The organism is Nostoc sp. (assembly GCF_036919575.1).
Lineage (GTDB): Bacteria > Cyanobacteriota > Cyanobacteriia > Cyanobacteriales > Nostocaceae > Nostoc.
This window is the reverse complement of the sequence record NZ_JBALBY010000067.1, coordinates 22,614-46,284: the sequence shown is the minus strand read 5'-3', so window position 1 is coordinate 46,284 and position 23,671 is coordinate 22,614. Positions and strand designations below refer to the sequence as shown.

General features: G+C 41.1%; 22 protein-coding genes and 3 pseudogenes. 11 read left to right on the top strand and 14 right to left on the bottom strand.

The window, feature by feature from the left end; all coding sequences use genetic code 11:
- Positions 1 to 250: 250 nt before the first annotated feature.
- From V7K27_RS18010 to V7K27_RS17990, 5 genes and pseudogenes are all read right to left on the bottom strand, one after another.
- Positions 251 to 418, bottom strand: coding sequence for a type II toxin-antitoxin system HicB family antitoxin (locus V7K27_RS18010; protein WP_334949455.1), 168 nt, complete (start codon positions 416 to 418; stop codon positions 251 to 253).
- Between the two features lie 104 nt (positions 419 to 522).
- Positions 523 to 783 (bottom strand): annotated as a pseudogene (locus V7K27_RS18005) (hypothetical protein); the annotation flags it as partial.
- A 6-nt stretch (positions 784 to 789) separates the two neighbouring features.
- Positions 790 to 1,689: pseudogene (locus tag V7K27_RS18000) on the bottom strand (NB-ARC domain-containing protein); the annotation flags it as partial.
- A 120-nt stretch (positions 1,690 to 1,809) separates the two neighbouring features.
- Positions 1,810 to 2,235 carry a type II toxin-antitoxin system VapC family toxin gene (locus V7K27_RS17995; RefSeq protein ID WP_334949454.1) on the bottom strand — a complete coding sequence of 142 codons (426 nt, stop codon included), beginning with the start codon at positions 2,233 to 2,235 and terminating at the stop codon, positions 1,810 to 1,812.
- Positions 2,222 to 2,485: a CopG family transcriptional regulator gene (locus V7K27_RS17990; RefSeq protein ID WP_334949453.1), complete on the bottom strand. Its 264-nt coding sequence runs from the start codon at positions 2,483 to 2,485 to the stop codon at positions 2,222 to 2,224. The genes V7K27_RS17995 and V7K27_RS17990 overlap by 14 nt, the downstream gene beginning before the upstream one ends.
- A gap of 94 nt (positions 2,486 to 2,579) precedes the next feature.
- On the opposite strand from V7K27_RS17990, the gene V7K27_RS17985 reads away from it, so the two are divergent.
- Positions 2,580 to 3,260, top strand: coding sequence for a Uma2 family endonuclease (locus tag V7K27_RS17985; protein ID WP_334949452.1), 681 nt, complete (start codon positions 2,580 to 2,582; stop codon positions 3,258 to 3,260).
- 44 nt (positions 3,261 to 3,304) lie between these two features.
- Entirely contained in the window at positions 3,305 to 3,988 is a 684-nt protein-coding gene (locus V7K27_RS17980; RefSeq protein WP_334949451.1) for a hypothetical protein, read from the top strand.
- Between the two features lie 6 nt (positions 3,989 to 3,994).
- Here the strand turns inward: V7K27_RS17980 and V7K27_RS17975 are convergent, their stop codons facing one another.
- Together V7K27_RS17975 and V7K27_RS17970 are read right to left on the bottom strand one after the other, a co-directional pair.
- The gene (locus V7K27_RS17975; RefSeq protein WP_334949450.1) at positions 3,995 to 4,153 is read right to left on the bottom strand and encodes a PIN domain-containing protein; all 159 of its coding nucleotides are present in this window, start codon (positions 4,151 to 4,153) and stop codon (positions 3,995 to 3,997) included.
- Positions 4,153 to 4,389, bottom strand: a complete 237-nt coding sequence (locus V7K27_RS17970; RefSeq protein WP_334949449.1) for a hypothetical protein — start codon at positions 4,387 to 4,389, stop codon at positions 4,153 to 4,155. Before V7K27_RS17970 ends, V7K27_RS17975 begins: the two co-directional genes overlap by 1 nt.
- Before the next feature lie 249 nt (positions 4,390 to 4,638).
- On the opposite strand from V7K27_RS17970, the pseudogene V7K27_RS17965 reads away from it, so the two are divergent.
- From V7K27_RS17965 to V7K27_RS17955, 3 genes and pseudogenes are all read left to right on the top strand, one after another.
- Positions 4,639 to 5,187 (top strand): annotated as a pseudogene (locus tag V7K27_RS17965) (ferritin-like domain-containing protein); the annotation flags it as partial.
- Between the two features lie 251 nt (positions 5,188 to 5,438).
- Positions 5,439 to 5,981: a hypothetical protein gene (locus tag V7K27_RS17960; protein WP_334949448.1), complete on the top strand. Its 543-nt coding sequence runs from the start codon at positions 5,439 to 5,441 to the stop codon at positions 5,979 to 5,981.
- A gap of 427 nt (positions 5,982 to 6,408) precedes the next feature.
- The gene (locus V7K27_RS17955; protein WP_334949447.1) at positions 6,409 to 8,328 is read left to right on the top strand and encodes an iron uptake porin; all 1,920 of its coding nucleotides are present in this window, start codon (positions 6,409 to 6,411) and stop codon (positions 8,326 to 8,328) included.
- Positions 8,329 to 8,422: 94 nt separating this feature from the next.
- On the opposite strand, the gene V7K27_RS17950 is transcribed toward V7K27_RS17955, so the two are convergent.
- The 4 genes from V7K27_RS17950 to V7K27_RS17935 form a co-directional block, all read right to left on the bottom strand.
- Positions 8,423 to 9,355 (bottom strand): GUN4 domain-containing protein, encoded by a 933-nt coding sequence (locus V7K27_RS17950; protein ID WP_334949446.1) that lies wholly within the window; start codon positions 9,353 to 9,355, stop codon positions 8,423 to 8,425.
- 454 nt (positions 9,356 to 9,809) lie between these two features.
- Complete coding sequence (trxA, locus tag V7K27_RS17945) at positions 9,810 to 10,127, bottom strand: thioredoxin (protein ID WP_292791451.1); 318 nt, start codon at positions 10,125 to 10,127, stop codon at positions 9,810 to 9,812.
- Positions 10,128 to 10,684: 557 nt separating this feature from the next.
- Entirely contained in the window at positions 10,685 to 11,092 is a 408-nt protein-coding gene (locus V7K27_RS17940) for a hypothetical protein (RefSeq protein WP_334949445.1), read from the bottom strand.
- Positions 11,093 to 11,817: 725 nt separating this feature from the next.
- On the bottom strand, positions 11,818 to 12,252 hold the full coding sequence (locus tag V7K27_RS17935; protein WP_334949444.1) for a CAAD domain-containing protein: 435 nt from the start codon (positions 12,250 to 12,252) through the stop codon (positions 11,818 to 11,820).
- Positions 12,253 to 12,620: 368 nt separating this feature from the next.
- On the opposite strand from V7K27_RS17935, the gene V7K27_RS17930 reads away from it, so the two are divergent.
- A complete protein-coding gene (locus tag V7K27_RS17930; RefSeq protein WP_334949443.1) occupies positions 12,621 to 12,749 on the top strand; it encodes a hypothetical protein in 129 nt (42 codons plus the stop codon).
- Positions 12,750 to 12,977: 228 nt separating this feature from the next.
- On the opposite strand, the gene V7K27_RS17925 is transcribed toward V7K27_RS17930, so the two are convergent.
- Complete coding sequence (locus tag V7K27_RS17925; protein WP_334949442.1) at positions 12,978 to 13,439, bottom strand: BON domain-containing protein; 462 nt, start codon at positions 13,437 to 13,439, stop codon at positions 12,978 to 12,980.
- A gap of 142 nt (positions 13,440 to 13,581) precedes the next feature.
- On the bottom strand, positions 13,582 to 14,862 hold the full coding sequence (locus tag V7K27_RS17920) for a histidine kinase (RefSeq protein ID WP_334949441.1): 1,281 nt from the start codon (positions 14,860 to 14,862) through the stop codon (positions 13,582 to 13,584).
- Positions 14,863 to 16,608: 1,746 nt separating this feature from the next.
- Here V7K27_RS17920 and V7K27_RS17915 point away from each other — a divergent pair.
- From V7K27_RS17915 to V7K27_RS17895, 5 genes are all read left to right on the top strand, one after another.
- Positions 16,609 to 17,385 carry a calcium-binding protein gene (locus V7K27_RS17915; RefSeq protein WP_334949440.1) on the top strand — a complete coding sequence of 259 codons (777 nt, stop codon included), beginning with the start codon at positions 16,609 to 16,611 and terminating at the stop codon, positions 17,383 to 17,385.
- A gap of 1,095 nt (positions 17,386 to 18,480) precedes the next feature.
- Positions 18,481 to 19,122, top strand: coding sequence for a calcium-binding protein (locus V7K27_RS17910; protein ID WP_334949439.1), 642 nt, complete (start codon positions 18,481 to 18,483; stop codon positions 19,120 to 19,122).
- 201 nt (positions 19,123 to 19,323) lie between these two features.
- Entirely contained in the window at positions 19,324 to 19,515 is a 192-nt protein-coding gene (locus V7K27_RS17905) for a hypothetical protein (RefSeq protein WP_334949438.1), read from the top strand.
- A gap of 1,101 nt (positions 19,516 to 20,616) precedes the next feature.
- On the top strand, positions 20,617 to 20,862 hold the full coding sequence (locus V7K27_RS17900) for a hypothetical protein (RefSeq protein ID WP_334949437.1): 246 nt from the start codon (positions 20,617 to 20,619) through the stop codon (positions 20,860 to 20,862).
- Between the two features lie 10 nt (positions 20,863 to 20,872).
- A complete protein-coding gene (locus V7K27_RS17895; protein WP_334949436.1) occupies positions 20,873 to 21,904 on the top strand; it encodes a hypothetical protein in 1,032 nt (343 codons plus the stop codon).
- A gap of 138 nt (positions 21,905 to 22,042) precedes the next feature.
- On the opposite strand, the gene ilvA is transcribed toward V7K27_RS17895, so the two are convergent.
- Positions 22,043 to 23,554 carry a threonine ammonia-lyase, biosynthetic gene (ilvA, locus tag V7K27_RS17890; protein ID WP_334949523.1) on the bottom strand — a complete coding sequence of 504 codons (1,512 nt, stop codon included), beginning with the start codon at positions 23,552 to 23,554 and terminating at the stop codon, positions 22,043 to 22,045.
- Between the last annotated feature and the right edge of the window lie 117 nt (positions 23,555 to 23,671).

The window sequence follows — 23,671 nt, the reverse complement described above, 5'->3', positions numbered from 1 at the left end:
ACTAATAGAGTACAACGGGAAATTGCTGAAGGGTTACTTTTATTATTATGGGCAATGAAACCAACTTAGTGTAACAATCCCTAATATTCTTTTGCAAAAGTGTAGACGCTTCCTCGGTTTGTCGTCAGATATCGCTCTTTATTGAGGATGTGCGATCGCTTGAAAAAATAATTTCCACTTCAGTCGATAGCGAATGCCTACGGCACGCTACGCGATCGCTACTAGACAAATTGTATAATTCACCAATTGACTAAGCAACCTGCAATGGTCGTGTAGGAAGCATCCTGGGTTTTGGTAGTGGCTTTCCCTCTTCTTGAAGCATCTCAACAAATGCCTCAATCACTTTTTGCCCATTTTTAGCGGCTTCTTCGTAGGTTTTGCCATGTGTATGAAACTTTTGCCAGGGAAACTCAGGCAAATGGACTAGGAAGAGTTGATCGTCCTCTGACTATTGAATCACCATGCTGTAGTGATAGCTCATCTATTATTCACCTTCCTCGCTTTCAAGCTTACTATAGTTTACTAACCAGCAATAATACCTGTAAGAATTTTTACCAGCACCAATAAATCTTCTGGAACTTGATAGCGTTTCTGGTCTTGAGTCACCTGACGATTTGCGCGATGGTAAACTCCAAAACGCCAGTCTTCACCAGTCGTAACGGCTCCATATAGAAGCTCAGATGTAGATTTAGTCCATTGATCAAGTGCGATTAATTCGATCGCAAGTTGAGTAAATCCCCTAACTAAATCTGATTGCTTTGCTTCGATGACCAAGAAATTTTGAGGTTAAGTCCGATGCCTGATTTGCAAAGTTGACGAGTTGATAGTTAACCCACGGTTGCTAAAAAACTGTTGCCATGCGCTTTGATCCAAACCAGGAAGCCGATAGTGATTCACATTTAGCCCAGGTTCACAAAGGCGATCGCGACTAGTAATTAGGGTAACAGACTGCACCCTAGCATCGGCCAAAACCCTCAATAGTTCTACATAGTTGCGGTGAGAAGCAATCAACCCACCTTGTTGATCTAATGCAGGTTCGAGATTGTCAATTAACACGCCAATCCGCCGATTGTCGAGTTGGCGCTTGAGTCGTCCCAAAGTTACGCCAAATTCTACCCCAGGTTCTTGATCAAAGTCTTGTTTGAGCCATTCCTCTACTACTCGTTCGGCGGGGGTGATATTCTGCGTTTCCTTCGCCATCAGCAGTTCTAAAACCAACTCAAATCCCTGAGTTTGCAGATATTGCTGCGCTAGAGTGGTTTTGCCTAAACCTCCCTCACCTTGGATGACAATGACTTTTGAGCCTTGATTTACCAAAGTATTCAGGTGAGCGATCGCTTCTGTTCGTCCAATAAAATTGGTATCCTCTAATTTTGGGGTGGAGTGGGGCGATCGCGAGTAATCAATCAAACTGGCTATCGCAGTAGTTTTTCTCAGAACTCGCTCCAAAGTAGAGCGACAATTACTTTTGGTAATCTTTTCTCGCAATACTTTAGAAAGGAGCTTCCATAAATGAGAGCCAGCATCCTTGGCGTGTCCTTCCGTACAACCGTAAGAATGAGCGATATCTAAGTATTTTCTACCCAACCAAACTTGCACAATAATCACTTTTTGCAAATCGCTCAACCGTTCCCCAGTCTGAGGGGGAATTATGGCGTCTAACCATGCTAATGCTGCTTCAGCGTCCATTGTGTAACGACGAGGATAGTTCAGATTTTAGGGACAACTATAAATTACTTTACAGTTATATTGCTGGAGTTTTCGGATAAGATTTTGTAAACCCGACTTTTTTCCCGACTTTTGCAAACTTTATTCAAAATTCAGCAGCAAGTTCTTGAAAGGATTGCTGTTATTCCAACGGTAAGTATTAAAGTCTCGTTGATCAACTGTCAAAATCCGTCCATGTCCCAGATGTTCTGCTAGAACAACCAGAGAAGCATCTGCCATATCCATTGGCAAATCGGCATATTTTTCCATGAGTTCAACCATACGTGTAACATGGTGACTTCGTAAGTCGAACACCTCAAATGCTTCCTCAGCAACCTCTCTCAAAAAACTACATTGAGCATTATTACCACCTCCTCTGGCAAGAAGAAGGTAACAAGTTTCGGTAATAACAGGGTAAGTAGTGACTAGTGGTTCATTGAGAGCATTTAAAACTTGTAGTGCTAATTGATGGTCTTGATCGTTTTGGTTCCCAAGTGCCACAAAAAAGCCAGTATCAGCGATGATCATACTTTTGTTGCATTAGCGATCGCACAATGGCTTCGGAATTAGCAGCTAAGTCAGTTTCTCCTTTGAAACAGCCGATAAATTTACTTTGCTTGAGTTTCGCTAAGGGATCTGTTTTTTGTTGCTGAAGTTGTTGATAGCGCAGCTCAATAGAAGATTTAATTGCCTCTACTGTATTTTGGTCAGCCTCCTGTTGAATGTAGGCAAGCTTTTGAGCATATTCTTCATCTAGCTGAATATCAAAATTCTTCATCGCCACTAACTTTGAACGTTTACCTAGAGTATATCGTCCGCGTCGAATCGTCTAAAATAAAAATCATGAGGTAACATCAGCACCATCATTACTTATGGTGAAATCAGACTCCCGTCAATTGCCTAGTAGTGCTGAACTTCCTTGTTCAGACGATACCCCTGTGGATAACGAAGACCAGAACTTTATTCCTAACCTGCTTCTGTTTTTGCTGCAATATATTTGGGCAAACCGTAATGACTGGTTTTTCAGCGTGGATATGGGCGTTTACCATACTACAGGGGTTAGTCCACTTGTGCCGATTGTACCAGACGGATTTTTGAGCTTAGGTGTAGAACGCCGCAAGGCAGATAAATCTCGTACAAGCTATGTTGTTTGGGAAGAAAACAACATTGTGCCGATCTTGGCTTTAGAAATTGTCTCCTTAACTCCGGGTGGAGAATATGACAAAAAATTAGACACTTATGCCAAGTTAGGGGTACTGTACTACATTATTTATAATCCAGAGTATTGGCAACGCGATCGCCATCAACCTTTTGAAGTTTATCGCTTAGTAGATGGTAGCTATCAACTGCAAATTGGTGAACCCTTTTGGATGCCAGAAATTGGTTTGGGAATTGGGCGATCGCAATACGTATCTGGTAATATCCAGCGTCAGGTTTTGTATTGGTATGACCAACAAGGAAAGCGTTATCAAACGTCAGAAGAACAGCTTGAATTAGCGCAAAAACAACTTGAGCGTTATCGCCAACAATTTGGGGAATTGCCAGAGAGTTGAATTAGTACAAAAGGATTTTTATAAATTCAAAAAAACTTATAATAATGGATACTAACAATTGGTTAGTTAATACTTTAATATACTATCGTCAAATGCAGTTTTTCAGTCACTATCAAGATTTGTCAAATTATGAATTAGTAAATGAAGTCAAAAAAATAGCTAAGAAACTTTATTCAAATGCTTACGAGCGTTTTTTTGACAAACGAAACGATTGGTTTGTTCTCAAATTAGATATACAAAGAGTGTTTGATATAGATTTCGGTTCAATTTATGGCGATTACTGTGGAATTGAGGGTATAAATGACAGTATCCGGCAACTTCTAAGCATTGCTGAGATATCTAGAGGATTTTTTGCACCTAATAAAGTTATAAGTTACTATATCAATCAATGTAATGGAAAAATTTACTCAGAAAAAGATTTACTCAAATATTTTGATCATTTACCTCCAGATGAAAACATACATAATTATTACAAAAATATAGTAGATTTTGAAATAGATGGTTCTAGACATTTGATTGTTGGTAGTTATGATCCATCAATAACAGCATTTCAAATAAATAAATTAATTATCAACACAGGTTATCAATTTTATTTGGGTGAAGTTGGTGATCCTACAACGATGCTTTTACTCAATCAAGAAGAAAAGCAAAAGTTGCAACAAGACAGAGGCTTGAGAGTTAATGTAATCAGATCTGGTGGAGACGCTATCTTGGTTAAATTTACCTAGTAATCTTTAGATAACTTTAGCTATTAGCTTGTAGCTTTCTAGAATCTCTGCCGATACAACCCACTCAAAAGCAGAATTAGCAATCACAAATAAAATTACTGCCTCTGGATTTTTATCAGCTATAGCAGCAGAGACTACGATATTAGTATCAATAATAACTTTCATTATCCCCGTCTATAAGCTTCAATTTCTGCTGCTATTTCTTCATCATTCAAGGGATTATCTGCGTGTATCGCTTGTATTTCTTTGAATAACTTTTTTAATTCTTCTGCTAAAGTAACCCTTTGATTATCCTCTGTCAAAATAATCACCTCAACTCTCTGTCCGGCTTTAAATGGTAAATCAGATAATACTAACTGCTTTGGATCTGCAATGGTGATATATCTTTTATAAACGTTCATGATTTATCCTGTTACTCAACTTTTCTCTACCCTTGTTCTAACAATTTCGCCACATTCTTTGCAATTCTCCCTTCTAACTTTGTAAAGTAGCCCTAGAAAAGCGAGTTTTTAAACCCAAATTTTCTATAACCAACTTTTTCCCCGACTTTTCCAACTGCATCAGATAAAACTGCCGACTTCAGCCGACTGACAAAAGAAAGTGCGATCGCTTAGGCTATTGAGCATAGAGAAAAAATAAAGTATAAAAATATGCTTAAAACTCTCAGCCCACTCGCAGAAGACTTAGCAGGTAAAAGCTATCCCAGTCCTCATTACTTGCAAACACAGCATCGCATTCGTTCCCTCATAAACAGATATGTTGCACTCGAAAAACTACATAAGCGTCTGCAAGATTTACCGATACAGTTTGCCAATCCCCAGCCGCGTCCCTGGAAACCCATTGACTGGCTGACGATTAACCGCAATCAAATTATCGGCTTAGACGCAGAGGTATTTTTATCTATATTAATAGGTGCAATGGATACAGAAGCTCCGATTCGCGGCTATACCCAAACTAGTCGGCAGTATTTGGAAAAATTGCATCCTCAAATGGCTCGGTTTGTTGGTGGAACAGTCGGTAAAGATGGCGAACTGCTGGAACTTGGTTTGTGGGAAAAGGAAGAACGTCAGCACACACCTGCATTAATCAAAATCTACACCCAATTAACAGGCGAGAAAATTACCCCAAAACTTCGGACTGTTAGAAGCTATCTTCCCACAGATGACGCTCACGAAGACTTATATCGCCACGGCTTACACCCTCAGGGCATCGCCAGGGGCGAGGTTTTAACCAATATTCATCATCCACTCGTACAGAATTCAATTCTGAATTCTGACTCCTGAGTTCTGAATTCTTCTTATAAAGTAAAAGCACCCACATGACCACGAGGTATATGAGCGCTTATAAATAAAAACATTATCGAGGATAATCTATCTGCTATGACAGACCGAAGTAACTATAAGAATAGCAGGCACTGGGTAAATAAACTGCAAGGGTAGTTACAAATGTTTTGTTAAAAATATTACTTACCGTAAACGTGATGCTTGACTTAGGCAAAATCCAATCGATTGCTCAATCCTATTCTCCTCAAGAACTCTTTGCTGCCTTGGTTTGGCAGCGTCGGTTCAATGAGTTTGATGGCGAAGAAGTGATTACTGACCTTTGCAACCACAGGAATTTATGGGCAAGCTTTCTGTTCACAAAACCAATCTTTGCACCAGATGAAAACGGTTTAAGCTTTGGTGGTATGGTCGATACCCTGCTTGCAATGGCAAACTATCGTCCCATGCCTGAAACCAGCATCATCCATTTCATCGCTTATCCTGCCGATACGCTATACATCCTGACAGAGAACCAAGACATAAAAGTGTCAGAGCTTTTAGATTTGGGCAAAAAGTGGCGAGCTGACTCAGTAGAAGTAAGTGATGGGACGAATGAAGAATACGGTTTGCAGCTTTTGCGTCGATTGAGAACTAGATTGTCAGGGGCGCTATGGGGTGAAGATGTTCACCAGGATTGTGATGCGGCCATTGTTACCTATTGGTGGGATTAAATTCTTGAAAGTTATTTCCACCGTTTTCCTCCTGATCTTACCTGCACCCAAATCGATCAGCGATCGCGGTCTCTTAATTTTTTTTTTGAGTAAATTATTCTTTGTTAGGTATTGAGCCGAAATCCTCGGCTCAATATCTTTATTCGTTATCACAAAATCAGACTGATATAATTATTATTTTGCCAATAGTAATTATAATAACTCCCAATATCCTTTGTTGTTGATTCTTTCCCAAAATAGTATTTACTATAATTTAATACTTGCGATATAAGCTGATGTTCTGGTAAGTCAATTCAGAAAAAAAATCCTGATATCTAAAATTTAAAGTTAATAAGATTTTTTTATAAATCTACTTTAAATTTACTTATCAATCCATTTGAAAATCGCAATTCATTTTTTCACTATTTTATAGGTGTTGGGAGTTCTCATGGCAAAATATCTACTAGGTTCTGCTAGTGGGATGGGATTTTTATGTTTAATTGCCGGGTTATCACCTGTGCAAGCCCTTCCTAGTTTAGAAATTGCAGATAAAAACGTAGCTGTTAATCAAGATTATGGCAGCTATCAAAAAAATGATTCTCATCAAAGCAATTTAGCAAATAATATCTCCAGTAAATTGCTGATAGCTGATGAAACTCAAAAAAAATTACCCTCAGTCAATGAACAGCAAAAAATTCAAGATTTAGGAGTAGATTCTGCTGTTAACTTTTGGCAGCCAATCATACCACAATCTGCAAGTTCATCTCCAACCTCATACAAACTTGCACAAGTAACATCCGTATCCCAATTGTCTGATGTACAGCCGACTGATTGGGCTTTTCAGGCACTCCAATCTTTAGTCGAGCGCTATGGTTGTATCGCAGGTTATCCCAATCAAACCTATCGCGGTAATCGGGCGATGACTCGCTATGAATTTGCTGCTGGCTTAAATGCTTGTTTAGACCGAATCAACGAACTTATTGCCACTGCAACTGCTGATTTGACCAAGAAAGAAGATTTAGCCACGTTGCAGAAACTACAAGAACAATTTGCGGCAGAATTGGCAACATTGCGGGGTCGAGTAGATGCTGTAGAAGCTCGCACAGCAGAACTAGAAGCAAATCAGTTTTCTACGACTACTAAACTTAGTGGAGAGGCAATTATTGCTGGTGTTGGTGCTAGCGGAGGCGCTCCTAATAACAGCGACTCGAACATCATCCTAGTCAATAGAGTGCGGTTAAATCTCACCACTAGCTTTACTGGTAAAGATTTATTAATTACTGGATTGCAAGCTTATAACTTTTTGGGTGGAGCCAATGGACAGGGTAGCCTGCAAGAAAGTTTAGGATTAGCTGCGCCGCTTTTAACTGCGAGTAGCGCACGTACCAGTTTTGAGCCGCAATTTCCGGGGTTAAATGTCAATACTTTGTCGAGTGTTGGCGCAAACAGTGTTCAGCTTTACAAATTGCTGTATATCTTTCCCGTCGCTAATAAATTAACCTTGTTTGCGGGAACTGCGGCGGAAACATCAGATGCTTTCCCAGCAATTACGCCTTTTTATGGTGAAGGACAAGAGTCAATCTCTCGTTTTGCCGGCTTAAATCCTGTGCTACGGGTTTCTGGTGGGACTTCGGGTACTGGTTTAGCATCGGCGGCGGGATTTATTTTTAACATTTCGCCAAGTTTGGATTTAAGAGCTTTATACGGCAGTGTAAATGCCAATTTACCCCAAAAATCTGCTACTGAGGCAGTACCAGGAGTTTCTACTACACCTTTGGGAGCAGGTTTATTTAGTGGTAGTAGTATTATTGCCACACAGTTAACCTTCAAGCCAAGTCCCGCTCTGGATATTGGTTTAAACTATGCCCACAGTTATCACGAAATCAATATTTTGGCTACAGGATTAGTTAGTAGTGATATTGGTGCTTTAGCAGGAGTTGGAGCGGGAACACCAATCACACTCAACTCTGTTGGCGGTACGGTAACATGGCGATTGTCTCCCAAAATAGCATTATCTGGCTACGGTGCAGCAATATTTGTTGATGCTTCTTCAAATAGCGTGAATGCTTCTACTACCTTTACAAGTTGGATGGCGGGAGTTCACTTCAAAGATTTATTCAAGTCAGGGAACACTGCCGGGATTCTTTTTGGTCAGCCGCTTTACCGTACTGATGCTGGTGGTTCTGCTCAACTTACCCCCACAGGCGACAATCGGGCGACTCCTTACCATTTAGAAGCCTATTACCGCTTTCAAGTTAGCGATAATATCAGCATTACCCCTGGTGCATTTATTCTCTTTAATCCAGAAGGTAACAGCAACAATGAGACAACGACTGTAGGTGTACTTCGGACTACTTTTACGTTTTAAGATATTGGGATTAGGGTCAAAATCCCCCAATAAATTGGGGGATTTAGAGATTGGATAACAAAGTTGACAGTAATAACAATATTGCCCTGTCTCACTAGTATCGCAACAAAAAAATCTTTATTCGATGCTGAACCTCGCCAACGTTTCTATAATCTAAACCCACTAACCGAGATATAGATGGAAAGTGTCCTTTAGGAGCATCTAAGCTGAAAGTATATTCCTCATATTTAACCCATTCACTATTGGCAAGACTTGCTAACCATCCAACTTTATAAGCAAAGCGCTTAGAATCTTTCTTGGCTTGCCAAATACGTTGTTGGACGCTGAAACCAAATCTGCCTTCACTATATTGAACCCAGAGCTTATTAATAATATAAAGGTCATGACGAGGAAATTTTTTAATTTCTCCCTCATCTAACCAGCCTTCTCCTTCACGCTCACATATTTTGAGTATAGTATAGTAGGTTTCTTTATCAGCTTCTTTCCATTTTTGTTCTGCTAGTAGTTCCTGCAATTTTCTATAATCTATACCAGTAGTATGAGATACAAGAGTTAATTCTGCTGCCAATTGAGACAGATGTAATTGCACATCTGATAAAGATTTAATAATTGATGTTTGCGAATGTGTTTCCAAAACTTTAGATGGCAATTGAGATATTTGCTCTTTTATTTGACCTAATTCTTCGAGAATTTGATAATTTGACTTTTGTTCATCAGTCATAATTTCTTTCAAAGCTTGTAGTTCAGTTTGAGCAGCTAGTGAGGATTTTTGAGTCTCAGCTAAAGTCATCTGAGCTTCTATTGCTGTTTCTTCAGTATTTGCCAATCGCTCTTGCATAGTCTGAAGCTCAGATTTTAATTCCTTTATTTCTGTTTTAAAGCTTGCAAAATTTGATTCAATATTATAATTATGCAAATGATTTGCTTTCATTTCCTGTAACTCTTCACGGCTACGCCTGAGTTCTTCAATTGCTTTCTCATAATATCCTAATGGTGTTTTCCAGTTATCATTACCTGCTTTAAACATAAAAACTTGTTATTTTATTGATGATCTTTTAATAAGATTTGTGAAGACTTATACTCTGATATAACATTATTTTTGAAATCATAATTATTCATTATGTTACTCCAAAGCTTACAAAGTAAACCATATTTTATCCAGTCTTTAATAGCTCGATTTTTCAATTCTGGAGCATTTCTTACTAAAGCAGCCATCATAGCGGCATTTTGTTGTAATCAGCCTCTTGCTGGAAATGCATCTCATTGCGGCTCTCTCGCAAGTCAAGAGGCGGAGCCTCACATAGGCATTCCCAGTCAGAGACTGGGAACGAGACAATCTCTAAAAGCTTGCTCTAGACGAGCTTTTACCTTAAGTTGACACCAATGCATAGGGGCGCGACCCTACAGTATATTACTAGCTACTGAAAAAGGCACGACATTTCGCGCCTCTAAGAACCAAAATCAAAATTCTAAGTGTTAGCTTAAATCTTTGTTTGTAGATATTGCACCAACTGCGGGGCTTGCATCACTCCCTCTATCCGCTCCACAGGCTGACCCTGCTTAAATAGTACTAAGGTTGGGAGAGAGGCAATTTTATACTGAGTAGCCAAATCTGTGTATTTTTCTGTGTCGATTTTGACAATTCGCAGGCGATCGCTAAGTTGAGCATTGACTTGCTCTAAAATTGGTACCATCATCTGACAGGGGCCACACCAGTCAGCGTAAAAATCTACTAATACAGGTACATCAGAAGCAGACAGCATCTCTTCAAAGCTGTTAAATTCCTTTTTAGTTGCCATATGACACACACCGATTTTCAATTGTTTGTTTCAATGGTAATTCTTATAAAATAAAATCGGTATAGGTTCATAGGTTTTTGTTGGGAAAAGATTAGATTAGTCAATATAAACTGATTTGCCAGCCAAAAACCTTAAATAATTATAATAAAATACGTATATTGTTGTAGTTTGTGCATAGGCATAAGATATGTATTTAAACTTATCCCGCTATAATTGCACAATTAAGTAATAGAGTCTGCGATTTTTTGCAGTCTTTTAGTTAACTTCTCTCTTTTGTTTATCAATATTGGAACATTGCACCCACTTAGATTAATTAAGACACAAGCTCAAACAGGTTCTTGATTCTATTTCTGTCGAAGCGATCGCATCGATTTGTGGATGGGATTACATCACCTCTGCTTTATTAAAAATTCAGTTCAGGAAGTATCGGCTTATATAAAATTCTCAAACAGCATACATTTAATAATTACAAGTAGAGACGCAATCATTGCGTCTCTACAAACCGCCTATTTAGCCTTCTTAGGTGTAATTGCACCCAGGAAAAAGGATGATGTAAATTAAATGACTCCTGGACCTCTACCGCGTTTGTCACCCTTATCGGTCAACTTGCCTTCCTCATCCTGATTAATTTCTCCAAGTTCTTCAATACGTTCTGCCGTATCTTCTGCTGCTTGTTTGCGTGCATCACCTGGTTCTTCGTAGTACATTTCTGGTTCAACTGCATAGTTGTTCAACAAACCTTCTTTGTCCACGGTATAGCCGTCAGTGGTGCGTATGCTTTCTGGATCAGTTTGCTCATTGGTAGATGCATCCCCCTGACCTTCTTCTGTAGGGAGTGTTTTGTACTTATCTCCTTCTCTTTCTATTCGAGCAGCAGTTTCAGCTGGGATAATGCCGCGATCGTATGTATCGACTTCAGCTCGATCAGATGAATCTATGTCTCTCTTAACTGCTTCATTAGCCATAATTTATGTCCTCGTTAAAGAATGTATTGAATAATCTCAAAAACTAGATTAGGCTTTTTTTCATCTTCGAGCTACTATCTTGAGAAGTGACTTGAAATTAAAAATAATCTTATAATCTCTATCTTTTGATGTATCCAAAAGACTAATTTTAAGTCCGGTTAAATACTTCTAATTTAATAACTTACGTTCATTTCTGGCGCAAGTCAAGAGGCGGCAGCCCCCACATTAGGCATTCCCAGTCAGAGACTGGGAACGAGACAATCTCTAAAAAGTTGCTCTCGACAAGCTTTCAACTGAAGTTGACACGTATGAGCTTTTTGTGTGCCGCTACGATAAATCTATATGTATCAGGGTTTCGGCGAAATGGTAAGCTGTTATGTATACAACTTGCATTATCAGGGCGCTCATGTTGCCCACCCCACAACCATGTTGAAAAAATATTAGTGCAAATTAAAGGCGCAACACCTTACAACACCAGTGAACACTATTGTGCCCTTACTGCGTTTTGCATGCAAAATACGATAGTTACAAAATTCCCGACTTTTTAGAGAAGTAGGGAATGTGAACCTTTCAATTATATATATTTAATTAACAAACTATACCGACTAGTCTGGTGGGGCTAGTACTTTATCAAACTAGCTTTGAGGGTTTGTAGTAAGCACTTTAGTGCTTATAAAATAAGCACTAAAGTGCTTCACAGTATACTAGTTTAATCGTTGGGAAATTTATTCGCCCACAAATTGGTTTTTCAGTAATTGAATTTCATCGACTAATTCTTGCCGAGTTGAAGCCTTCAGTAGATAACGGAAAATAAACCAACTGGCGTAAGCAATTCCAACTAACTCAAAGAGTGGTGATAGCAGTGGAATATCATTGATTGCATCTAGTACTGCTAGTACTACCTTCGCTGTAACGATCGCCGCTAAAATTAAAGCAACGGTTACTAGAGGCTGCTTGTAGTTGTTAAAAAAGCTACTTAAGTATTCGGGAAATTGCCCCAAGAATTGAGTAATTTGTCTGGTAATTTGTTGCCATTGAGATTCAGGTTCAGGCGCTGGTGATAACCTTGGCAAGTTTGCAGTATCTATACCTTCAAGTGCTAGCGTACCTTGTGATAAGGAGGCATTGATCGATTCGCGTTGCTGTTGTTCGGTTTCCATAATTTTTCTTTTCGGTGACTATGAAGAGCTTGTATAACTGAACTGAGTATCAATAAATACAATTATTGATATCACCAGTTGTCAATTATTAGAGGATGTTTATAAAGCTTAATTTATTACTTACCTGGGCGACACTACCGCAAGGTAGAATTCAATGGCTTGACTATACGAGACTTTACCTGCCTCTGCGGGTTAGCAAACTCTTGATTTTGGGGACTGACAAATAAAAAAATATCCAAAAATTTCTTGTGGTGCGGGCCGAAAAGCTCGCTAATCACAAAGGACGGGCAAGATGCCCATCCCACAAGATGGAATAATTTATTTTTTGGAGTTCCCTTGTATTAGTAGTCCACGGAGGTGGAGTTTATTTGTCTAATAGCGAATTAACGCGATGTGCAACTTATTCTTGGAACCCCGCTTCCATTCCTCTCCCCGTTGGCATCAGCCTGCCGTTAGGCAAGCAGGGAGAGGCTTTAATTTTTGCTCCCCAACCCTAGTTGGGGAGCCAGTGCGTTGGGCGGCGAGCCAACTAGGGTTGCACCTGGCGTAATGGGTTGGGGGTTAGGTTTCAGAGAAAGTCGCACATGGCGTGAATTATATTCGTCCAATACTTTTAAAATATCCTCTTAGTAGTCAGTTATACTTATTACTGACCACTAAGATTTAGCAGGAGCATCTTAATTTGTTTCTGCCTACCTAGTCACTTAGGTTTATTGTTAGCTGCCTTATGGTTTTGGTGGGGCAACAGTTGCTTTAACAACTACAATTTTGACACCTTTAATTTGCTTAGATAAAGGTTCAATCTTAGCTAACTCCTTTTGATTGTTCACAGTTCCTCCAACAGTTACAGTCCCATCGTCTGCGGCATTAACTGTTAGTTGACTCTTGGGTATGTTAACCTCCAACTTGGAGCGAACTTCACTTGCTAAGTCACCTTTGGCTCGTTGTGTATCGCCACCAGTGGTATTATTGCGTTGTTCACGGGCGCGAATATCAGAATTAGCTTGTTTTCTGCGAACTTCACTTTGTGCGTCTTGTTGAGCAGCTTCTGTTGTTTTTGCGGTCGGTGTTTGGGGAGCTTCATTAGGATTATTAGGTGCAGATTCACTAGTTTTAGAAGCGTTATCACAACCAGCAACACCAAAAACCAAAAGGCAGCTAATTAAAAAGGGGGTTAGCTTTTGCATATGTTTAATTCGGAATCGGAAAGTGAAATTTGTTGAGATTTACGGCACAAGTGAGGAGCAAGTTTTCCTCTTCAGGAGCAAAGTTTTCAAATTCTTGCTCCGGCAATTTTGGAGAATCAGTCTGAGTGACAACTACCTTAGCTTAGAGTGTTTCATCACGACGGTCAACAATGACTACAGCAGGATCATCTCTATTAGGCTCTGTTAAGTAATTGCTGCGATCGCTATTAACAACTGGTGTGTCGTGCTGCGTTACTCGGTCGAAACCTGGGCGATGTTCGCCGATATCAGTGGCATTATAGATGGCAAATTCTTCAATACCTCGACGTTTGAGAATCGCCTCAGCTTGGTGGATTTCAGCTTCCGTACCATCGATAATTACTAAGTAGTCGCCTCTTTGGAAGCGATCGCTATATACTCGTGCCCTGTCTTCAGGAATTCCTAAGCCAACAAGTCCGCCAACAATACCCCCAGCTGCTGCACCGATTGCACCCCCAGCCGCTGTTGTTGCCAAAGCTGTTGCAACTGCACCACCTGCAATCACCGGACCGACTCCCGGAATTGCTAAAGTCCCAAGACCAACTAATAAGCCAGTCAAGCCGCCTAGAACACCGCCTGTAGCTGCTCCAGTTTTTACGCCATCGTCTGCTTTATTAGCTGTACCGACGTTTCTATCTACATCTACGCCAGCGATCCCTTGACCGTTTGTATCTTTGGCTATGATGGAGACTCTATCTAAGGGAAAACCTGCATCTCGTAATTCTGTAAGTGCTGCTTCTGCATCTCGACGATGAGAAAATACTCCGATCGCGCGTCTAGCAACACCGCTATGAGCCGAGGTAGGAGTTGGAGTAACATAATCAGTGGTTGCATTTGTCGCATCTGGGTTGTCGTAAATGCCAAACTCTTCCACACCCTGCTGATGTAAAATTGCTTCTGCTCTGACGATTTCTGTATCTGTGCCATCGAGGATAACCAAATAATGTCCCCGTCTCACACGTTCGTCGTAAACTCTGGCTCGTTCTTCGGGAATCCCTAAACCAATTAATGCACCAAGCAAACTACCAGCTACTGCACCAATACCTGCGCCAGCGAGGGTAGTAGCTAGGGTTGTTGCTGCGGCTCCAGCCAGCATAATTGGCCCGATTCCAGGAATTGCCAAAGTCCCAAGACCGACTAATAAGCCGGTTAATCCGCCCAAAGCGCCGCCTGTAGCTGCTCCGACTTTAGCGCCTTCGTCAGATTTATCACCGACGCGATCGCGCACTTCAGCTCCAGCAATATCATCTTTGTCTCCATCCTGCGTAATCACAGAGACTCTATTCATGTCGAAGCCGACTTTTTTCAATTCATGTAGAGCATGTTCAGCATCTCGACGATTAGAAAATACACCGACACCACGTTTATGTAAACCTACAACCATTATCTTTTCTCCTCAGCAAAAATTAATTATTCACTAATTCATAGCTCGTAATAGCTCTCATTAATACATATATAGGTTGAGTTTTCATCAATCGCTTGGAATAACTTTTATCTCTATCATTAGACATAGGTGTTTTTATCTAAATTTAGTAAAAAGTCTGAAGTATCAAATAAATGATGAATTCTGTTTGATAAGAATTAGATATTAACTATTTTATTTCACAGAAGTTTGTCTAAAATATTAGTTTTAAAACTCACTAAATTTATGCGAATAAATTATCTATCAGATGTAATTTTTAGTAGGAACTTAGTAAGTTGATGTGCAGCTAAATTGTATAACACGAAAATCCAAAAATATTGTAGTGCGGGCCGAAAAGCCCGCGTCCAATATACAAATTAAATACGCAACAGCTTACCAATGACTAATGACAGTACAGACGCTTTTTCCTCGCGTCTCTAATGACAATGGAAAGGCGGGCGGCTATCCCGGATACCCAAGAATGTTGGGATGGGATTCCCGCCGATTTTCGTTGATCAACAAGGTAAGCTAGATGTGGAACAGCTTATCAGCAGCGATTTGGAAAAATTACTCAATGATCCTAAAGCGAAGCTTTAGCACTGCGCCAAGACGCGTACTCCTGCAAAGAAGCAAGCGCGTTGCCTGAGCTTGCCGTTAGAAGCGGCTTGTCGCCAGAGATCACCTGTCTGAGGTTGATCGAAAATCTTGGTTAAACTCGTCACTCAGCAAGGAGACTTGAGCCAAGAGGCGGATGCTAATCCCATTATCAACCAAATAGAAGCGGCGCTGGCGTATTACAACGAGCCGAACGCATCCAGCAATAAACCCAAAAACGCCTGCAAGCAATCCAAGAGCAAGCAAAAAAACCGTTGCAAATGCTGCTTGGCGGATATTTGGGACAGCTAGAACTTACCTTTGTGCAGTGCGATCGCACTCACTGGAATAACTCTACCTGGATAAAATATCTCTGTCATCAGGAATTTTGAGAAAATACAAAGTGGTATTCAGTCTTTACAAATGAATGCCACTTTTGTTTTATAAATAAAACAAACTACCCCCTAGTGTAAGTAGGTTGGTGCTATTAAAAGTAACTATGTAAAGTTTTGTAAAGATTGTGAGATGTGCTTGGATTAAGCTTAGTTCCTCGTTTACATATTTTTAGATGATTTAGTTTTTCCTCACCAACTTACTCACTATCACGACCTTTTTATTCCGATATAGATTAAAAAATCCTATCTAAAATCAAGGGTTTTATATTTTGCTCTGATGAGAGTAAAAAAGATGGTTAATTATTCTTTCTTATAGATAGAGAAAAGTACGCTTGAGCGTAATATCATAGTCTTGTAGTATTATGAATACAGCAAAAAGTCCTAAGACCTATGCAATTCCGTACGAGAAAATCTGCTTGTTCCCTAGCAGCCTAGTACTGGAACCACTGAAGATATCAGGCACAAGGGTATAAGGTGACTTTTGGCATAATTTTGATGCCAAAATCACCAACACATCCAGTGCTTTTCAAATCTTCTCAAATCTTCAGATTTAACAGCAAAGACCTGTTTCACTCAGGTGTGGTTCAGTTATCTCTTCCCACTCGTTATTTCTCCACCTTGTTTTCTCGGCGTTGCTTAATGAAAGTATGAAATTCAAAAATTCAATCTTTGAAACTGTTTCCTTTGCGCTTTTAGGGGAAACTAAATTCATACTCTTAATCAGCAACGCAGTTTTCTGATGGAGAAGTGGCGAGGTAATTTTTTTTACCCTCAATTTTTTTACCCTCTAACTTACAGGAGAACCTCATTAATGGCATTAATTAACGTTGACACTTTGGGCAACCTTGGCAATGTGGCTGACATTCTCAAGGCTGTTGGCAGCAACACTATCGTGAAAGGCACTAGTGGCGGCAACAATACCGTGAACGGCACTGCTGACAACGATGTCCTTATCGGTGGTAGTGGCAACGATAGATTCATTGGCGGATCGGGCAACGACGTGATTACCGCCGGCAATGGCAACAATTACATTGACGGTGGTAATGGCAACGATGTCCTTAACGCTGGTAATGGCAAGGATACTCTCATTGGCGGTAATGGCAACGATCTCCTTGTCGCTGGTAGTGGCAACGATATCCTCACTGGCGGTAATGGCAACGACACACTCGTTGGCGGTGCTGGAACTGATATTCTCACTGGAGGACCAGGTAACGATGTCTTCAAGTTCACCTCAGTTTCAGATAGTAGTCCTGCTGGACGGGATCTGATCACTGACTTTGTTGGAAACCGTAACTCGCTAGGCGACCGAATCGATGTATCTGACATCGATGCCAACACCACTAAAGCAGGCAACCAAGCCTTCACTTTCATTGGGGCTGCCGCATTCTCCGCACCCGGTCAGATCCGTTATTCAGGAGGTATTCTCCAAGCTAACACTGATGCGAATCTGTCGGCTGACTTTGCGGTTCGGCTTGTAGGAGCACCACCAGTAGTGCAAAACGACATTATCCTTTAATTTTTTAATCTACCTCTTGCAAAAGTCCCTAATACCCCACTTCTAAGGGCTTGCTTTTAGGAGTGGGATTCCTATTTTTGATTTATGCAAGAGGTATAATCGACATCTAGTGAAATTAATTATGCCTTGCCCGAAATCCTTGGTAGGCACAATTCATGTAGACGCAAAGCAGCTTCCCGCAGGGTATTGTGCCTACGTTATCGAACAGAATTCAGGAGTCAGGAGTCAGAATACAAGAAGGGTATTCTGAACGAAAAAGCGGATGAATAATCGGCGTTTTTGCACCCCCACAAAACTAGAATTTTTGGTGGTCAACAATTCCTGCGCCGGTCCCAATCCCCGACTGAAAGATTGGTGAATTCTGGATTCTGGATTCTGAATTCTTCTTCAATTTCACTCCTATGTCTAATGTTGAACAAGAATTCAGGTGCAAAGCCAAAGACGCTCCAACTGTGACAAAAGGCACGCGGCTTTAATTATTCACACTCACTTACTTACATAACTACAGAAACCACTAAAAAAATCTTAATAGGCAAAACTAACCCTATCTGAACAAAGGTTTCAGATTTTTTTCTGGCGAGAGTAATAAAAGAGGATTAATTATTTTTTCTTATAGATAGAAAAAAGTACGCTTGAGGGTAATATCATAGTCTTGTAGTATTATGAATACAGTCACAACATCCTAAGACTCATGCAATTCCGTAGGAGAAAATCTGCTTGTTCCCTAGCAGCCTACTACTGGAACCAGTGAAGACATAAGGTACAAGGATATAAGATGATTCTTGGCACAATTTTGATGCCAACATCATCAATACATCCAGTGCTTCTCAAATCTTTTCACATCTTCAGACTTAACAGCAAAGACCTGTTGATATCAGCTGTAGTTCAGTTATTTCTTCCCACTCGTTACTTCTTTGCCTTATTTTCTCGGCGTTACTAAATAAAAGTGTGAAATTCAAAAATTTAATGTTTGAAACTGTTTCCTTTGCGCCTTTGGGGAAACCAAATTCATACTCTTAATCAGCAACACCGTTTTCTGGTAGGGAAGTGGCGAGGTAATTTTTTTACCCTTTAAATTCTAGGAGAAGCTCACTAATGGCAATTATCAACGGTATCGATTTACCCACTGGCATTTTTGGTAATGATGTCGTTAACACTGCTAGTGGTGGTATTCACGGCACTAGTAGTAACAATACCGTTAACGGCAGTAATGGTAACGATGTCCCTCTCAATGGTATTAGCAGGAATATCGTTAACGGTGGTAGTGGCAACGATGTCCTTCTCGCTTCTGATGGCAACAATTACATTAACGGCAGTGATGGCAACGATGTCCTTCTGGGTGGTAATGCCAACGACACACTCGTTGGCGGATTGGGCGACGACACACTCGTTGGCGGTGCTGGGACTGATATTCTCATTGGAGGACAAGGTAACGATGTTTTCAAGTTCAGCTCAGTTTCAGATAGTCTTCCTGTTGCACGGGATCTGATCGCTGACTTTGTTGGAAACGGTAACTTGCCAGGTGATCGAATCGATCTATCTGACATTGATGCCAACTCCACTATCGGGGGCAAGCAAAACTTCGCTTTCATTGGGGCTGCCGCATTCACCGCACCCGGTCAGGTTCGTTATTTAGATGGTATTCTCCAAGCGAACACTGATGGTAATCTGTCTGCTGACTTTGAAGTTCGGCTTATAGGCGCACCACCAGTAGTCGCAAACAACATTATCCTTTAATTTACGAAACCTGCCTTGAAAATAAGGCAGGAGGGAATTAACAATTCAAAATTCAAAATTCAAAATTCAAAATTAAAGACATTTTCAGTCGGGGTTTAAATCCAGACTGAAACTGAGACTACGTGTAGAGGTAGGGGTATTAAACCCTTTAATTTATGATAAATTTTCATTGTTCTTTGTGAACAGAGTTTACAAAGAACAATGAAAATTTCTTTTTCACACTCCCCACTCCTTATTTTCAAAGATGTCAGAGAATTTGAGAAGCCAAATTGTAAACCAAGAAGTGCAGCGATCGCACCGGTCAACAACAAGGCTTTTAACTTATTGGCAATTTATAACTACAAAAATCACCAAACAAATTTCAACAGACAAAACCAACCCTATCTGAACTAAAGCATCACCCCTCAACCATCAGGAAGCTACGGTGTATACACAAGTCAAATTACCCCCCTTAATCCCCCCGATGGATTGGGGGGAAATAGGAATCTAGTTCCCTCACGCCACTTGCTTCAAGTCGGGCATTGCCCGCCCAACGCAGTGGCTCCCCAATCCATCGGGGAGGGTTAGGTGGGGTAATTTGACGCGAAAAACCAGGTGATTCAAAAGGCAGAAGGCAGTTCTTGCTGAAGGCAGAAGGGAACCCACGTTTAAAAACGTGGGATTGAAATAAGGACACCTTGTGTCTCGTGCTACGCATCTCGACACAAATCTTTTTATACTAGTGGGCTTTAAACCCACAACTAAAGTTTTTATTAATACTTCTTTCCTTCTGCCCTCTGCCCTCTGCCTTCTGCCTTTCTTTGTAAACTATTTAAGACTTGTGTATACACCGTAGACCATCAGGAAGAGGGGTTAGGAGTGCATTGACACACTCCCCCGTTTAGAAAACGAGGGATTCTGGGGTCAAACAATGATTGCAGGTATAACCCGTCTGATATCATCTAGCCCAATGGACTTGTGGCCATGCCCACTGAATTGAATCATACCATGACCGAATAAGGGACTGACAAATAAAAAAATACCCCACAAGATTGGGTAATTTATTTGTTGTCAGTCCCTAAATTCGCTTGAGTTGCCAATCAGTGGAAGTGAATCATCCTGTACTTCCCCATCCCCAATCTCTCTAATCAGGGCGATGAAAGTCGCCTGCGGCTAAGAAATGGTAAGTAGGTAGGCACAAATTAACCTAACTATGTAACAAAATGTAAAACCGCCAAAGTCCTTGTGATTGCTTCGTTACACTCCGTTTCACTCGCAATGACATACTTATAAATTTTCCCACCCACCTACTTAGTAGTGTTTGCTCATCAGTAATTATATGCTGAGAGGATAGTCAATAGTTAACCCTCAAGTCGCTCATCTGCACTTTATGCTAGGCGTCAAATTCGCTGATTTGAATAAAACTTCTACATAAACACACACTGATGCAGTTTGATTTGCTTGAATAGCTATATTGATAGGACATTGATCCGACGGCAATTTACAATTCTGATTATGGCAAGTAAATCCATTGATGTTAGAGAATATACTGTCAGGGCGCACAAAAGAGAGATTCATACTCGTGTTTTTCAGTTTGTCTGTAAAGAGTGTAACGAACTGACAAAGCGCGAGACTTTCGGACCTCGACCCTTATATTGTGAGACATGTCGCCCTCCCCAACCGCCTAAGAAATCCCAGCCAACATCTCACAAAGCAAAACCTAGAGCAATGTCTTACAAAAGTGACATCGATTTAAATTGATTGAAGCCTTATGACTCAAAATGGACAATTAGAACCACCTCCGGGCACCTTTGTCTCACCACTGTTGGAATTACGAGACTATTATGCTCGCCTTACAGAAGAGTATGAACGCCTCTTTGTGCAGGCGCGGGAGCAGCTGGATCATGTAGAAGCGTTATTATCTAACTGGTCTTTTTCTGATGCTGACAAACAGATATCAAGACTGACGGCGGCTGATGAAACCTCAAATCTTTCCCAAGAAGGCTTTCTGCGGTTTTTATCACCCCTTGATGACATCGACCAAATCAACTTGGTGAAGTCTGTACAGTCACAACGAAAAGACAAAGACTTGGTTGGGATAGATAATTCCTTTTCTGCTGCTGTTGATACAAAAGAAAGTCAACTTCTAACTACATCGCTAGATCCAAAGGTACCCACGGAGAACAACGATAGTTCAACGAAGGTGGCAGAAATCCCCATGCTACCTCAATATCAGCACGCTCTCTCGCGCATGGAAGCCATAAAACAGCTATTGCAAGAGCAAAGAGGCACTGTCTGTCATATTGATTTTATCGTGCGATCGCTTTATGGAGAGTTAGATTCCAATCTATTCAAAGTAGTTAAAGGTAGGGTTCAATCTTCCCTCACCCAAGGCAGAGAAAGGAATTACTGGGTAACTATTCCCAATGAGCCAGGTTGTTATACTCTGGATTTAAGTTTGGTAGTCCCAAGTAATGGCAATAATGCTTATCAAAGCATCAAAAACAAAAAGAAGAAACCTTTCGTACCCCTGACAAAAACAGTACCAATGCTCAAAGACTTTGAGGGTTTATTCTTAATTGATGCCCTCACCTCTCTGTTAGAACAAAATCCAGGTAAAGTTTTCAGCGTCGCTGAAGTCATCGCCGGAATCTATGGAAAAATAGATTCTCACCAAGTTAGAGAGATCAAAAATAAAGTGCTGAATGAATTATCTAGAGGCCATCGGATAGGCAAATTCTCTAGGGTTCCTAACCAAATTGGCTTCTATACTTGGGACTCCAATCTGATATTGTCTCGGTAAATTGGGGAGTGGGGAGTGGGGAGTGGGGAGTGGAGAGTTAGGAGTTAGGAGTTAGGAGTTAGGAGTGGGGAGTGGGCATTGATTATTTCTCCCTCATCCCCCTCATCCCCCTCATCCCCCTCATCCCCCTCATCCCCCTCATCCCAAAAACAGCTTATATGCCGGATTCTTGTTTTCATCCCAATAGCGATAGCCGAGGTCAGCGAGAAAAGCTTGCCACTCTTCCATCTCGTGGGGAGGAACCTGGATACCGACAACGATTCGCCCATAGTCTGCGCCGTTGTTGCGGTAATGAAAAAGACTAATATTCCAGGCGGGATTCATGGAAGTAACAAATTTCATCAATGCGCCGGGACGTTCGGGAAACTCAAAACGATAGAGCAATTCATTGTGAGCTAGGGGAGAGTGCCCACCCACCATGTGCCGCAGATGTAATTTAGTTAGTTCGTCGTCTGTTAAATCAAGAGTTTCAAATCCTTGAGCTTCAAAGGTTTCTACCATCTTTGCAGCATCGGCACGGTTTTGAATTTGCACTCCTACAAAAATATGGGCTGTTTTTTCATCGGCAATGCGATAATTAAACTCGGTAAGATTACGGTTGCCAATACATTCACAAAACTGGCGAATACTTCCCCGTTCTTCAGGAATTGTGACTGCAAAGATTGCTTCCCGGCGTTCGCCGAACTCTGCCCGTTCTGCCACAAAGCGGAGGCGATCAAAATTCATGTTTGCACCGCAGGCGATCGCAATTAAGGTTTGTCCTTCAATTTGTTCTCGTTCTACATAGGCTTTGGCAGCTGCGATCGCTAATGCACCGGCTGGTTCTAAAATGGATCGCGTATCCTCAAACACGTCTTTAATCGCAGCACAAGTAGCGTCTGTATCCACCAGAATGATTTCATCTACATACTGCTGACATAAACGGAAGGTTTCTTCACCTACTTCCCGCACCGCTACACCATCAGCAAATAACCCCACTTGGGACAAGCGCACCCGATGTCCGGCTTTGAGTGATTGAGACATCGCATCAGCATCTACTGGTTCAACGCCAATAATCTTGATTTCAGGACGCAACCGTTTCACATAAGCGCCAATTCCAGAAATTAATCCGCCCCCGCCAATTGCCACAAAAATCGCATGGATGGGTTGCTGATATTGCCGTAAAATTTCCATCCCGATTGTTCCCTGTCCAGCAATCACATGCGGATCATCAAAGGGATGAATAAAGGTCAATCCTTTTTCTAGTTCTAATTCACGGGCATAGCTATAAGCATCGTCGTAAGTGTTTCCATGTAACACGACTGCTCCGCCCCTCATTCTCACCGCGTCCACCTTGACTTGGGGTGTGGTTATTGGCATGACGATAATCGCTTTAGTTCCCAAGCGTTGGGCTGCAAGGGCGACTCCCTGAGCATGGTTTCCCGCAGACGCTGCGATTACACCATGCGCCAATATCTCTGGTGGCAGTTGCACCATCTTATTATAAGCACCCCGCAGTTTAAAGGAAAATACTGACTGCATATCCTCACGTTTCAGCAGGAGTTGATTATTCAGCCGCGCAGATAAATTTGGGGCATACTCCAATGGTGTTTCCTGGGCAACATCATACACACGGGCAGTCAGGATTTGGATCAGGTAGTCGCAAAACATGGGCGTCAAGGTGTTAGCAAATGCTGGATGGAAATTAATTTTACGTTACAAGCGATCGCACTGGTTTTATTTAATTACATTGTCTCAAAATTTTGAGTGATTGAAGAAGAATTCAGG